Origin of the sequence: Kiloniella sp. (genome assembly GCF_965205715.1) — a bacterium.
Taxonomy (GTDB): domain Bacteria; phylum Pseudomonadota; class Alphaproteobacteria; order Kiloniellales; family Kiloniellaceae; genus Kiloniella.
Window position 1 is genome coordinate 19619 of the sequence record NZ_CBDBHW010000013.1, and the last position, 13768, is coordinate 33386.

The following is a 13768-nucleotide window of genomic DNA, read 5'->3' on the forward strand; positions in this document are numbered from 1 at the left end:
TCGTAAGCCCTGCAACATTTGCTGATAATTCACTTAGTAATTCAACGATCGAACTTGATAAGCGAAAACTCGGCCCCAGCGGGCTCCCTTTACCGCGATTCGTTAGTTTCCGATCTGGCGAGGTAAACATGCGTGCTGGCCCTGGTACGCGATATCCGATCAGTTGGATTTACCATCGGCGTCGATTACCCATAGAAATTGTGGATGAATTTGATACCTGGCGCCAAATTCGCGATTGGCAAGGAACCGTGGGATGGGTTCATCAAAGTATGCTCAAAGGTCAACGTAGTATGATGGTGACCGGAGCAGTGCGAACCATATTCGACGATCCTGAACCGGGCAGCCGCCCTGTGTTACAAGCAGAAGCAGGCGTTATCGGTGAGCTGGAATCCTGTAATTCAGAAGGTTGGTGCCAGGTTGAGATCAAAGATATAACGGGTTGGCTGAAACGCTCTTCGCTTTATGGCAGCTATAAAGATGAGGTTTTCGATTAACTTAGGTAGATCAGTAAACCGTGACATAAAAACAGGGCCAAACTCCTGAGAATTTGGCCCCACTCATCTCTCGGCTCATTTTATGAGCTCTGTCGTAACATCGGATTTCTTTCACCCAATACGGCAAAGTTTACGCTCGCAATCCCCAGCCTGCAAGATTGCCAAGTACAAACTTTTCTTTTCACGCTTTGAACAAATTGTATGTGTATGAATTACAAAGGAAATAAATTCCCCAATACCTATTCAGCAGCTTGTGATTCAGATTTTTCGTCAATATCAATCACATGCACAACAACCTCAACACGGGAAATTGCTTTGCCTTCGGGTAGCTGAGGCAAGTTTTTAAACTGAACTGTATCACGTGCGATATCAATCAACTCACCGGTTTCTTCATAAAAGATATGATGGTGATCACTGATATTGGTGTCGAAGTAGGAACGCCCAGCTTCGACCAAAACTTCACGTAATAAGCCAGCGTCTTGGAATTGGTGAAGGGTGTTGTATACCGTGGCCAGTGACACACTAACTTTAGAATCCATTGCTTCAACGTGAAGCTGTTCCGCAGATATATGGCGATCACCTCGGGAGTATAACAACTTAGCCAAAGCCAAGCGTTGACGCGTTGGTCTAAGACCTGCGTTTTTGAGGGTATCGATCAGTTCTGTATAAGGGCGTATCTTTTCCATGCTTCTTAATATAAGCCAGAAACCGCTGCTTTAAAGAAAAAAAAGCTCAATTGGCACAAATAATTTAGGGTTTTTGTCTATTCCCCATATTTTCAGAACATGCAAATCACGTAACACCAAGAGATTGGCTCTTCTCCGCTTTGTTGAGTAGAAAAAGATGCCGACCGCCAAGTAACCTGTTGATATGTATGGTTTCTGATAACTTTACATAGAGCAGGTATATGACAATCAACATCTCGCAGCATATTTTAGGCCTCAAAGGGCAACGTGTAAATGAAATTAAACTGGATGACGGCGGTGTTAAGATTGTCATTCACTGCAGCCGAGACGCGCGTAGGAGGGCTATAGACCCTGCTACAGGCCAGAAGGGAAGCATCAACCAGCATGTCCGCCGACAAGTAAACGACATCCCCCTTTTTGGGTATCCTTGTGTGGTCGAGATTGAGCTGGCGCAGGTTTATATTAACAAGGGCGAACGCCGCATTGAGGGGTGTGATTTTGTTGATAAAGGGTGCCGTTTCACTCACCGATTTTGCCGACTGATCAGTGGATTATGTCGGCATATGTCTATTCAAGCGGTTTCCAGACATTTGGATATACGATGGGAAACGGTCAAGAATATCGACAGGGCATACCTTATTGAAACTCTCCCTACGCTTGATCCTGCAGAGCTAACTGGCTTGGAATATATTGGTGTAGATGAAGTTGCCCGGGCGAAAGGTCATGACTACATGACGGTGGTCTACGATATGGTTGGCGGTCATCTGATCTGGGTTGAAGCAGGCCGAACTGCCGAGGTTTTTTCAAGGTTTTTGAAACAACTGCAACCAGATACAGCCTGCAAAATAAAGGCCGTAGCGATGGATATGGGGCCTGCCTACCAAAAGGCTGTCAGAGAGTCCTTGCCGTTGGCCGACATAGTATTTGACCGTTTCCACGTCATGAAAAACTACAGCAAAGCTATCCATAATCAGCGTCGACTTGAGTTCAGAAAGGCCGATCCAAGTGGTAAAGAGTTGATGAAAGGGACGCATTATCTGTTGCTCAAAAATGCGGATAAGTTGAGTGAAAAACAAAGTGACAAGCTGCAAAGGTTGCTGGAGAGCAATAGCAACCTGAATGCACTTTACGTCTTGAAAGAACAGCTTCAGCTGCTGTGGAGTGCCGCTTCATTTGAGGCGATGGCGGAGCAACTGGAACGTTGGTGCCTGATAGCAGATCAGTCACAGATGCTCTATCTAAAAAAGTTCGCGAAATCCCTACGGAAACATTGTGTGGGCATCTGCAACTACGCCAAACACAAGCTCACAAGCGCCAGGATAGAGGCTGGTAATGTCAGTATAGGAATGATCCGTAAGCGAGCCAGAGGCATCAAGGATACCGAATACTTCAAACTCAAAATTAGACAATCATCCATTCCAGATAATCAATCTATGCTCTATTTGAAATCCTAAATCTACTCAACAAAGCGGAGAAGAGCCAAGAGATTAATCCACCAAAAAGATCGTATTTTTACACTTTTCAATTGATCTTTTCCTCTAGAGACTACACATGTCAGCCCAGATTAATGTTTCTGATAACCTGGTGTAAAAAATTCCTTAATAAAGGACCTGTTACAACTTGAAGAACATTGCCACAGCACGGTATGCATGTGTTATAGTCAGCGCGGATTCGGCCGATTAGAGCTGATGTTCGGAAAACAACATAAAAACGGTGGATAAACCTTTGAGCGAACGCCAGAATAGCTATTCCTACGAAGAAATCTTATCTTGTGGGCGCGGCGAACTTTTTGGTCCTGGAAATGCCCAGTTACCTTTGCCCCCAATGCTGATGTTTGATCGCATAACCAGCATCACAGAAGATGGTGGCGAACACGGTAAAGGCCAAATTATTGCCGAGTTCGATATTAATCCTGATCTTTGGTTCTACAAGTGTCACTTCGAAGGCGATCCGGTAATGCCAGGATGCCTTGGCCTTGACGCTGTTTGGCAAATGACCGGATTTTTCCTAGGATGGAGCGGCCTTCTTGGTCGTGGACGCGCCTTGGGTGTTGGTGAAGTCAAACTCAAAAGCATGATAACGCCCGACGTTAAAAAAGTTACTTATAAAGTAGATATGAAGCGCGTTATTAATCGCAGGCTAATTATGGGTGTATCCGATGGGATCATCATGGCTGATGACGATGTCGCTTTTGAAATTAAAGATATGAAAGTTGGCTTGTTCCAATCAGAATCTTAAACTCTATTAACATTATAATCAGCAGCGTAAATTTCTTTACGCTGCTCAACTAACAAAAGGACACTGCAGATGCGTCGCGTAGTCGTCACCGGACTTGGAATTGTTTCCAGCATCGGGAATAACAAGGAAGAAGTGATTGATTCCCTAAAGGAAGGTCGCTCTGGTATTGAATATTGTGAAACCTACGCCGAATTAGGTTTTCGCAGCCATATTCATGGGTCAATTAATATTGACCTAGATTCACTTGTCGATCGTAAACTTCGCCGTTTTATGGGCGATGGATCTGCCTATAACTATGTCGCCATGAAAGAAGCCATTGAAGATGCTGGCCTCGGCGATGATCTCGTGTCCAACGTCCGAACTGGCCTTGTAATGGGATCAGGTGGCTCTTCTACTTCTAATCAGGTAGCAGCTGCGGATATCACCCGTGAAAAAGGCCCTAAACGCGTCGGCCCATACATGGTGCCACGTTGCATGGGTTCAACCAACTCGGCAAATATGGGAACAGCCTTTAAAATTAAGGGCCACAGCTATTCCATTACATCAGCTTGCTCTACCTCAGCGCACTGTGTTGGCAATGGCTCCGAGTTGATCCAAATGGGCAAGCAAGACATTGTTTTTGCTGGCGGTGGTGAAGAACTTCACTGGACGTTAACAGTTCTTTTTGATGCCATGGGCGCTCTTTCTAGTAAATACAACGATGACCCGACAAAAGCGTCACGAGCCTATGATGCTGATCGCGATGGCTTTGTGATTTCCGGCGGAGCAGGTGTTGTTGTCCTGGAAGAATATGAACACGCCAAAGCACGTGGCGCCAAGATTTATGGCGAACTCGTTGGCTATGGCGCGACTTCAGATGGTGCGGATATGGTTGCACCTTCCGGAGAAGGTGCCGTTCGTTGTATGCAGCTCGCGATGGCTGAAACAGGCAATACAAAAGTGAACTACATTAACGCTCATGGTACATCCACACCTGTTGGTGACGGCACAGAGCTTAATGCAATCAAGGAAGCCTTCGAGGGACAGGATATTCCTTGGATTTCGTCAACCAAGTCCCTAACCGGCCACTCACAGGGCGCGACCGGTGTTCAGGAAATCATTTACTCGCTGCTAATGATGAACAACAACTTCTTGTGTGCATCAGCAAATATCGAAAACCTCGATCCTGAAGCTCAAGGAATGCCAATTCTCCTTGAAAGAAGAGACGACGAACAGATCGATTGCGTTATGTCCAACAGCTTCGGCTTTGGCGGCACAAACGCTTCCGTCGTTTTCAAACGCCTGAGCGAATAAAAGGCTTCAGACAAATAGATATAGCTTCAAATAGCAGTATTAGACGAAAGGTAGAAACGTGACGATGACAACGGCATTGATGGACGGGAAACGCGGCTTGATTATGGGCGTCGCGAACAACCACTCCATCGCCTGGGGGATTGCTCAAGCGTTACACAACCAAGGGGCAGAGCTCGCTTTCACCTATCAAGGTGATGCATTCAAAAAGCGTGTAGAACCTTTGGCAGCATCACTCGGATCAAATTTGGTTCTTCCATGCGATGTGGAAGACGGGGATGCATTAGAAAATGTTTTTGCTACTCTGAAAGAACAATGGGGTAGTCTGGACTTCGTAGTTCATGCCATCGCTTATTCTGATAAGGAAGAGCTTAAGGGACGCTATGTAGACACTACACGGGACAACTTCCGTAACACTATGTCTATCTCTTGCTACTCTTTTACAGCGGTAGCTCAAAAAGCAGCACCTTTCCTAAGCGAGAACAGCAGCCTGATTACCCTGACATATTTGGGTTCTGAGCGTGTAACGCCGAACTATAACGTTATGGGCGTTGCCAAAGCAGCTCTTGAAGCCTCAGTGCGCTATCTTGCAACAGATCTCGGACCAACAGGTACGCGTGTTAATGCGATTTCTGCAGGTCCAATGCGAACTCTCGCTGGTTCTGCTATCGCAGATGCGAAATACACTTATGGCTTCACAAGAGATAATTCCCCTCTGCAACGGAATGTTCTGCTTGAAGAAGTTGGCAATGCAGGACTTTACCTGGCCTCGGATCTTTCCGCTGGTGTAACAGGGGAAGTTCATTTTGTGGATGCAGGCTTCAATGTGACGGCAATTCCAAGCCCAAAACGTGATTAATTGACATCATTAGAGAGCTCGCACTCTTTATCGAAAAGGCTGCCTAACGGCAGCCTTTTTTTGTTATCAAAGCAAGAAACGGATAGGAATATTTCTCTCGTGAGAAACATGATGACGCTCTTGATAAGGAGCACAATATGTTACTCATCACGATCCCTCTTATCCTCTTCCTATTCCCGCTAGCCTACAGCCTAGGCCCAGGTAATATGTTTTTTGCTGCAAACGGCGCACGTTTTGGATTTCGCAGCACCCTCAAGGCAAACTTTGGTTACCATCTAGCCACATTTGTCGTAACTTATTTGCTGGGTATCGGGTTTGGCTTTGGAACGTCACACGCGCCGACCTTAATGCTAGCTTTACGCTACCTTGGCGTTTTATACGTAGCCTATTTGGCTTTCGGAATGATGCGTGCGGGCTTAGCAAACGATGAGAGCCAAGCAAAACATGCAAGTTTTATCGATGGTATTGTTCTCCTTGTCCTGAACCCCAAGGCTTACATTATCATTGCGTTGATGTTTTCCCAGTTTCAACCAAACAGTACTGGCCCACAATTTTTTATTGGCATTGGCTGGATCAGTATCATTTTCACCCTAAACAACATGATTGCATTTTGCTTTTGGGCGGCCATAGGAGACAAGATCGCAATTCATTTCCGAAGCAAAAAGAAAGCGCAGATACTGAACATTGCCCTGGGATCAATGCTCTTGCTTGTCGCAGTATGGATGGCAGTACCTTAAATGGGACCCACTCTCATAATGCAGATACGATTTTGGATTGCTTTGAACCTACCGTCCCTACGGCTATGGCTGCCAGAACCGCTGCCATACCAATAGCTTGCATCAAACTAAAGGTTTCTGACAGAAACAAAATGCCTGCGACTGCGGCAGAAACAGGCATAACCGCTGTAAAAAGTCCCGCAGTAGAAGCCGATACTCTCGCGACACCCCAGTACCAAAAATAAAATGATAAAACGGAAGCCGTGAGCGCGTAATAAGCCATCATCAACCATGTTTCTGTCGGTATTAGGCTCAGGTCCGTGTTCCAGCCCTGCCAAACACCAAAAGGCAGGAAAAGTACTAAACTAACCACATTCACCCCGGTAGCGAGCTGAACAGGAGACAAGCGATTACTGAGACGCTTTGCAAATATCGTGAATAATGCCTCCATAACCACAGCCAACATTACCAGTGCACCCCCTAGCAAGGCCGTAGAGCCGCTGTCATCAGCATTCGCCAGGTTGGTCAAAGCAACACCCCCAACAGCCAGAGCGATGGCCAGACACGTCATTACAGACAGTTTCTCTTTTAGAATCACCCAGGAAAGAACAGCAACCACAGCAGGGATCGTACTGGTAATAATGCCCGCGCTTACTGCTGTTGTGTAGCCGACCCCCAACAGCATAAAGACCGAGAAGAGGAAAATTCCTAAAAAGCTTTGTAAGAAGAGTTCACGCCAGACAAATTTATCGCGAGGGATCGTCTCGTTGTTTACAAGCCTCATCCATGGGTAGAGTACACCAACAGCAACAATGCCCCGCACTACCATAAAGACAAAGAGAGGAACTTCTTCGACAATAGATTTACCAACAGCAATGTTACCACCGACCATCGCCATGGCGAGAGCAAGGCTCAAATATACTCGGATCACGAACTTCTCCTAGGGTGTAGTGTCTTAGCTTTAATCTTCTGGATAACCATCGTGTTTAGGCAGATCATCTTCGAGATCGTAATAATCCCCTTTCGTGGCAACAAAAATATGGCTCGAAGTTTTCATTCCCGTCGCGCCATCCAGAGTGCCGCTCATAATCCCCATAAGATCCCGACCCTCTAGGTCCCAAAAAAGGCTGGAACCACACTCACTGCAAAAGCCTCTCCGGGCATCAACCGATGATTGATACCACTTCAATCCACGCATTTCTAACATCGTTAAGTCTGTTTTTTTGACTGCTGTTGCAGAAACATAATGGCCGCTGGTTTTCCGACACTGTTCACAGTGACAGCCCATAGAATCACGCAAAGGTCCATTTACTTCGTATCGCACTGCTCCACAAAGGCAGCTGCCACCTTTTACTTCCTCAACCATCATGTTTTCCTTAATATAACTCACGTTGATAGCGTTCTTCCATCGAAGCGTCATACGCCTCTGCATCTAGATCTTCTGCGATGTGATCAGCGAGTATTCTTCCCATATAAGGTAACGACTTACGATCAATGTGTTTTTCGGGGTTCCATAGATCCGAGCGCATAATCGATTTAGCACAATGAATGTAGGCTTCTTTAACCGTAACCACAAAAGCACAACGCGGACGTTTTCCATCAACGGATAAGAGATCTAACAGTTCAGGATCAATAGAAATCTCAACGTCACCGTTAATCCGCAGAGTTTCTTTCACACCGGGAATTATAAAGAGTAATCCTACTCGGGGGTTTTCGATCAGATTAAGCGGGCTATCGATCCGGTTATTTCCCGGCCGATCAGGAATAGCGAGCTGCTTATCATTAAGAACTTTGACAAAACCCGGCGCATCCCCTTTTGGAGAGCAATCAGCCCCCGAGGCTGGGCTTGAAGTTGCCATGGTCAAAAAAGGACATTGCGCGATAAAGGTACGGCAATGTTTATCCAAACGTGACAACACCTTTTTATCCGCCCGGGGACTTCTTTCTCCGTATAGGGCCTTCAGGTCTTCTACAGTCTTAATGATGTTGGACATAGTTTCTCTACTATCTGCTTATGGGCTTGAGAATTAAGCCAGAATTTTGAGCAGAATAGGTCAGAAACTGTCCAGAGAAATTTACATTTCTCTTTGGAGAAAAACCTATCGCTCTTCAGGTCTGATAGACTTTATCTGATCAGCGAAGGCTTTCAACTCTTCTTTGTTGAATTTTGTCAGGACACGCTCTTGAGATGCAGGTTGACGGCTGAGAGACAGACCTTCCCGATGCTCGATAACGGGTCGTATTGGTCGTGGCGTAAACCCACCGCCGCAATTTGGGCAGACGTTTGAGAGAATGCTCTCCACACACCCAGCGCAAAAGGTGCATTCATAAGTGCATATCATTGCATCGGTAGCTGCAGGCGCCAAATCCCTATCGCAGCACTCACAATTGGGGCGAAGTTCAAGCATGTTTCTCTCCTTTATTCAGATTGAAACAATATGCTGAACGAAGTAAGTGGCAACAATGACAGTTAGCTATCAAAAATTGCCACCTTTATCATAAGGACTACTCTTACTTTATTTTCAGAGCCTGGATTATCGAGTCTGGGTAATCAGTGATAATGCTATCGACTCCCATCTCAACCAGATTTATCGCAATCTCAGCTTCGTTTACTGTGTAAGTTGCTATGCCGTAGCCTTCACTTTTGAACTCAGCAATCAGTTCAGGCGTAAACATCTTATGCCAAAGGTGTATAGTCGAGCACCTCAAGTTCTTGGCATGTATTTGCCAATCACTTAAATCATCATATAGCAACAATCCCCGCGGATAATCAGGTGCAATATCGCGAGCCACTTCCAGAGATTCGCGTTTAAAGGAGCTAAACAACGGCTTTGCAAGATCCTTTGGCCAAATTCGTGCCAGTAAATCGACAACAGCTCTTGTTGTTTCCCTCTCTTCTCCATCGGAAGGTTTCAGCTCGATATTGGCATGTAATCCGTTATCGATATGAAACTGTAATACTTCTTCCAAGGAGGGGATTTTTTCTCCCTTATAAGATTCATCAAACCAAGCGCCAGCTTCGAAGGCCTGAAGCTCATCAAAGGTATAATCCTTAACAAGCCCATCAAGACCAGATGTCCTTTTGAGATCCTGATCATGATAAAGAACAGGAATCCCGTCTTTTGATAATTTTACATCAAATTCTGTCCAAGAAGCACCCTGCGCAAGAGCCTCGCGCAAGCTCGCCATGGTATTCTCAGGCCGGACACCCTTAGCACCACGATGGGCCTGAACCTTTGGCAATATAACTTTCGGAGTGGCGTCAGCCATGCTCCTTCTCCCTGTCACAAAAGGGTACGATACCCAAACAAAAAACGGACAATCCCATGGGGATCATCCGTTTCTTAATACCTGCTTTTTATGACAGGTCAATTACCAGTTTAACCGTTGTAATGAGTCCAGTTTACAACTGTTAAAAAAAATTTTATTCCGCGTCGTCGTTGGCTTCGAGGTCTTCACCAGTTTCCTGGTTCACACGCTTCATGGAAAGTTTAACTTTACCACCGCGCTCAACACCGATGCACTTAACTTTAACCATGTCGCCTTCGTTCACAACATCGGTTACTTTGCCGACACGACGATCTTCCAGTTCAGAAATATGAACAAGACCGTCACGAGCACCCATGAAGTTCACGAATGCACCGAAATCAACACAACGAACAACTTTACCGTCGTAAACAACGCCCACTTCAGGCTCAGCAACGATAGACTTGATCCAGTTAACAGCGGCATCACCAGCTTCCTGGTCAACAGCTGCAACTTTGATTGTGCCGTCGTCGTCGATGTCGATTTTAGCGCCAGTTTCTTCGGTAATTTCACGAATAACTTTACCACCGGTACCGATCACTTCGCGAATTTTTTCCTTCGGAATGCTGAACGTTGTAATACGTGGTGCATGTGCAGACACACCTTCACGGCCAGATGTCAGTGCTTTCGACATTTCACCTAGAATGTGGATACGACCTTCATGAGCCTGCTCAAGAGCAACCTTCATGATTTCCTGTGTGATGGATGTAATTTTAATATCCATCTGTAGAGCAGTCACACCGTTTTCAGTACCTGCAACTTTAAAGTCCATGTCACCAAGATGATCTTCATCACCGAGGATGTCAGAAAGAACAGCGAAATCGTCGCCTTCTTTAATAAGACCCATTGCGATACCCGCAACTGGAGCGCCGAGAGGAACACCTGCGTCCATAAGGGCGAGGGAAGAACCACAGACAGTCGCCATAGAAGATGAACCGTTTGATTCAGTAATCTCAGACACAACACGCATTGTGTAAGGGAAATCTTCTTTGGTTGGAAGCAGTGGGCGGATCGCACGCCATGCAAGCTTACCGTGACCGATTTCACGACGGCCTGGGCCACGAAGGAAACCAGCTTCACCGACTGAATAAGGAGGGAAGTTATAGTGAAGCAAGAAGTGCTCACGATAGCTGCCGTCGAGCTGATCGATGATCTGCTCGTCCTGGCCTGTACCCAGAGTAGAAGTCACAAGTGCCTGAGTTTCACCGCGGGTGAAAAGCGCAGAACCGTGTGTCAGTGGAAGTTTACCAACTTCAGCGACGATTGGGCGAACCTGTTTGGTGTTACGACCATCAATACGCATGCTTGTTTTCAAAATAGAACCACGAACAACTTCGGCTTCCAATTTCTTGAACAGACCACCAGCGATGGATACTTCGTCTTCTTCCAGGCCTTCGATTGCAGCTGCTTTAACGGCCGCAATATTTACCTGACGCTGAAGCTTTTCTTGCTCACCGTATGCTTCGGCAAACTTATCGAGGATACCGCCAGAGATCAGTTTTTCTTTAACAGCTGCAACAGCTGGATCAACCGGAGCGATCTCACGTGGATCTTTTGCACATTCTTCAGCAAGTTCGATAATCGCGTTAATTACCGGCATCATCTGCTCGTGACCATAAGCCACAGCACCAAGCATTACTTCTTCAGAAAGTTCCTGAGCTTCTGATTCAACCATCAACACACCTTCGTGTGTACCAGCCAGAACTAGATCAAGGTCCATTTCTGGATAATCAGGCATCAATGGGTTCAAGAGGTATTCGCCATCTTTGTATCCAACGCGGCAACCACCGATTGGGCCAAGGAAAGGAAGACCAGAAATAGTCAAAGCAGCAGATGCACCGATCATCGCAATGATATCTGGATCATTTTCAAGATCGTGACTGACAACAGTACAAATGACCTGAGTTTCGTTCAGATAACCATCAGCAAACAATGGACGCAATGGACGGTCAATCAGACGAGAAACGAGTGTTTCTTTTTCTGAAGGGCGTGCTTCACGCTTGAAAAAACCGCCTGGTATTTTACCGGCGGCGTATGTTTTTTCTTGATAGTTAACTGTCAGTGGGAAGAAGTCCTGACCAGGTTTCACGCTACGTGCGCCAACCGCAGTACAAAGAACAACGGTATCGCCATAGGTCGCGAGTACAGCACCATCAGCCTGGCGTGCAATCTGACCTGTTTCCAACTTAAGGGTACGACCACCCCATTCAATTTCTTTAGTATAGATGTTAAACATCAGTTTTCCTTAAAATAATGGGCCGGTTTCATTTTGCCGGGCCTACGAAAGCTGTTCGCTCTAAACAGCTTTCGCAGGACCGGCTCAGACTTGATATTGCCCCGACCCCCGAAACAACATCAAAGAATTATTCACGTATTAGCTGGTAGCCATCTATTACGTCAATATAGGTACACCCGCCCCACAGGAATGATATTCGCTGTAGACCGGGTGTCACATGAAACTTCCTTTGCCTTAGCGGCGAAGGCCGAGACGTTTAATCAGAGCTTCATAGCGGCTCTGATTTTTCTTTTTGGTGTAGTCCAACAGACGACGACGCAGACCAACCATGCCCAGAAGACCACGACGGGAGTGGAAATCCTTTTTGTGATCTTTGAGGTGTTCAGTCAGGTTGTTGATACGCTCAGATAGAATAGCTACCTGTACTTCTGGAGAACCAGTATCACCTTCGATAGTAGCGAACTCTTTGATGAGTTCCTGCTTACGCTCAGCCGTAATCGACATCGCTTTTCCTTCTTTAAAAGCTATCTAGGACAAACCCTAGAGATTTAAAACACGTACCGATCTCACCTCACCTTTTTCAAATCGGGCCAAGGCAACGGGCTTTCCGCTTTCTGTTGCCAGAAAAACTTCTCCGTTTACAAGGTCACCAATACGCTCCAGATCATGCCGAGCTATCATTGATAGCGGCTGACCATGTCGCAGGCGGGTTACTTCGGCTTCTGATAAGGCCAACGCCGAGATGTCGTCCAGCGCGGTCTCTACCGGGAGCAAGTGCTCTTCGGCAGCGGGACTATGCCCGATCTCTTCAAGAGATTCCAGTGAAATCGCATGCTCTAGGGTGAAGGGTCCTACGCGTGTACGGCGTAGCTCCGTCACGTGAGCACAGGTGCCAAGTGTTTTGGCAACATCACGACCAAGGGATCGAACATATGTTCCCTTGCCACAGTCGACTTCAAATACAGCTTCATCCTCATTGCGCATCTCGATTAATTCAAATCGGTCAATGCGTACAATTCTGGATTTTAATTCAAATTCTTCATCGCCCCCTCGGGCCAAATCATAGGCTCTTTTACCATCAACCTTGATTGCAGAATAACGAGGAGGGACCTGGCTTATTTCACCTTGAAAACAGGCAAGAGCCTGGATTATATCATCTTTTTCAGGACGATGATCGCTTGTTTCTATCACGTCGCCTTCGAGATCTTCCGTAGAGGTCGCTTCACCCCACTTTACAGCAAAACGATAGCTTTTCCGTCCGTCCATGGCATAGGAAACCGTCTTAGTGGCCTCGCCAAAAGCAAGAGGTAATAGACCAGAGGCCAGAGGATCAAGTGTCCCGCCATGTCCTACTTTTTGTGCATTGAGAAATCGACGCGCCTTGCCGACAATTTGCGTCGATGTAACGCCAAGGGGCTTATCGATGACCAGCCACCCGTGTACGGGAAGGCCTTTTTTCTTACGGGCCATTATTCGTCCGCTTCGCCATCCTTAAGGTGCGACTCGATATCCAGTGAATCATCAGGGTATGAATCATCATCATGATGAAGATCCTGCTGAACATTTTCACTTTGTAGAATAGTGTTTATCTTGGCAGCTTCATCAAACGATTTATCTGCTTCAAAACCAATCCGGGGGCAGCTACGCAAGCGCAGCATGTGGCTCAATTCACGGCGAAAAAAGCTCGATGCTTTATTCAAAGACTTGGTCACAGCGTCCAAATCTGCACCGCCCAAAGGCACAACAAAAGCAGTTGCATTCTTTAAATCAGGACTAATGCGAACCTCGGAAATCGTAATAATGACCCCCTCAAGATGGGGATCATTAAAACTCGTTCGATTGAGGATTTCAGACATACCGTGGCGAATTTCTTCACCTACACGCAATTGTCTTTGGCTCCTCGGTGTGCCACTGCGGTTTTTAGAATTTGCACTCAACAGAAA

General features: G+C 46.3%; 17 protein-coding genes. 6 read left to right on the forward strand and 11 right to left on the reverse strand.

What is annotated here, in order from left to right; all coding sequences use genetic code 11:
- The first annotated feature begins 47 nt into the window (after window positions 1–47).
- Window positions 48–494 (forward strand): SH3 domain-containing protein, encoded by a 447-nt coding sequence (locus ACOGW3_RS11220; RefSeq protein WP_419904039.1) that lies wholly within the window; start codon window positions 48–50, stop codon window positions 492–494.
- Window positions 495–733: 239 nt separating this feature from the next.
- Here ACOGW3_RS11220 and irrA read toward each other — a convergent pair whose 3' ends face one another.
- Both irrA and ACOGW3_RS11230 read right to left on the reverse strand, forming a co-directional pair.
- Entirely contained in the window at window positions 734–1180 is a 447-nt protein-coding gene (gene irrA, locus ACOGW3_RS11225) for an iron response transcriptional regulator IrrA (RefSeq protein ID WP_419903053.1), read from the reverse strand.
- 106 nt (window positions 1181–1286) lie between these two features.
- Complete coding sequence (locus ACOGW3_RS11230) at window positions 1287–1415, reverse strand: hypothetical protein (protein ID WP_419903054.1); 129 nt, start codon at window positions 1413–1415, stop codon at window positions 1287–1289.
- Between ACOGW3_RS11230 and ACOGW3_RS11235 the strand changes: the two genes are divergently transcribed.
- From ACOGW3_RS11235 to ACOGW3_RS11255, 5 genes are all read left to right on the forward strand, one after another.
- Entirely contained in the window at window positions 1402–2634 is a 1233-nt protein-coding gene (locus ACOGW3_RS11235; RefSeq protein ID WP_419901077.1) for an ISL3 family transposase, read from the forward strand. The two genes, ACOGW3_RS11230 and ACOGW3_RS11235, sit on opposite strands and share 14 nt — an antisense overlap.
- Window positions 2635–2905: 271 nt before the next feature.
- On the forward strand, window positions 2906–3418 hold the full coding sequence (gene fabA, locus ACOGW3_RS11240) for a bifunctional 3-hydroxydecanoyl-ACP dehydratase/trans-2-decenoyl-ACP isomerase (RefSeq protein WP_419903055.1): 513 nt from the start codon (window positions 2906–2908) through the stop codon (window positions 3416–3418).
- A gap of 69 nt (window positions 3419–3487) precedes the next feature.
- Window positions 3488–4711 carry a beta-ketoacyl-ACP synthase I gene (gene fabB, locus ACOGW3_RS11245; protein ID WP_419903056.1) on the forward strand — a complete coding sequence of 408 codons (1224 nt, stop codon included), beginning with the start codon at window positions 3488–3490 and terminating at the stop codon, window positions 4709–4711.
- A gap of 79 nt (window positions 4712–4790) precedes the next feature.
- Window positions 4791–5567: an enoyl-ACP reductase FabI gene (locus tag ACOGW3_RS11250; protein WP_419904040.1), complete on the forward strand. Its 777-nt coding sequence runs from the start codon at window positions 4791–4793 to the stop codon at window positions 5565–5567.
- Between the two features lie 137 nt (window positions 5568–5704).
- Window positions 5705–6304 (forward strand): LysE family translocator, encoded by a 600-nt coding sequence (locus ACOGW3_RS11255; RefSeq protein WP_419903057.1) that lies wholly within the window; start codon window positions 5705–5707, stop codon window positions 6302–6304.
- A 13-nt stretch (window positions 6305–6317) separates the two neighbouring features.
- Here ACOGW3_RS11255 and ACOGW3_RS11260 read toward each other — a convergent pair whose 3' ends face one another.
- From ACOGW3_RS11260 to rbfA, 9 genes are all read right to left on the reverse strand, one after another.
- Complete coding sequence (locus ACOGW3_RS11260) at window positions 6318–7214, reverse strand: DMT family transporter (RefSeq protein ID WP_419903058.1); 897 nt, start codon at window positions 7212–7214, stop codon at window positions 6318–6320.
- A 30-nt stretch (window positions 7215–7244) separates the two neighbouring features.
- Window positions 7245–7649, reverse strand: coding sequence for a GFA family protein (locus ACOGW3_RS11265; protein WP_419903059.1), 405 nt, complete (start codon window positions 7647–7649; stop codon window positions 7245–7247).
- A gap of 10 nt (window positions 7650–7659) precedes the next feature.
- Complete coding sequence (locus ACOGW3_RS11270) at window positions 7660–8277, reverse strand: pyridoxamine 5'-phosphate oxidase family protein (RefSeq protein ID WP_419903060.1); 618 nt, start codon at window positions 8275–8277, stop codon at window positions 7660–7662.
- 105 nt (window positions 8278–8382) lie between these two features.
- The gene (locus ACOGW3_RS11275; RefSeq protein ID WP_419903061.1) at window positions 8383–8691 is read right to left on the reverse strand and encodes a DUF1272 domain-containing protein; all 309 of its coding nucleotides are present in this window, start codon (window positions 8689–8691) and stop codon (window positions 8383–8385) included.
- A gap of 103 nt (window positions 8692–8794) precedes the next feature.
- On the reverse strand, window positions 8795–9553 hold the full coding sequence (locus tag ACOGW3_RS11280) for a glycerophosphodiester phosphodiesterase (RefSeq protein WP_419903062.1): 759 nt from the start codon (window positions 9551–9553) through the stop codon (window positions 8795–8797).
- Between the two features lie 154 nt (window positions 9554–9707).
- Window positions 9708–11825, reverse strand: a complete 2118-nt coding sequence (gene pnp, locus ACOGW3_RS11285; RefSeq protein ID WP_419903063.1) for a polyribonucleotide nucleotidyltransferase — start codon at window positions 11823–11825, stop codon at window positions 9708–9710.
- A gap of 234 nt (window positions 11826–12059) precedes the next feature.
- Window positions 12060–12329, reverse strand: coding sequence for a 30S ribosomal protein S15 (gene rpsO / locus ACOGW3_RS11290; RefSeq protein ID WP_419903064.1), 270 nt, complete (start codon window positions 12327–12329; stop codon window positions 12060–12062).
- 36 nt (window positions 12330–12365) lie between these two features.
- Complete coding sequence (gene truB / locus ACOGW3_RS11295; RefSeq protein ID WP_419903065.1) at window positions 12366–13295, reverse strand: tRNA pseudouridine(55) synthase TruB; 930 nt, start codon at window positions 13293–13295, stop codon at window positions 12366–12368.
- Entirely contained in the window at window positions 13295–13762 is a 468-nt protein-coding gene (rbfA, locus tag ACOGW3_RS11300; RefSeq protein ID WP_419903066.1) for a 30S ribosome-binding factor RbfA, read from the reverse strand. The genes truB and rbfA overlap by 1 nt, the downstream gene beginning before the upstream one ends.
- Window positions 13763–13768: the final 6 nt, after the last annotated feature.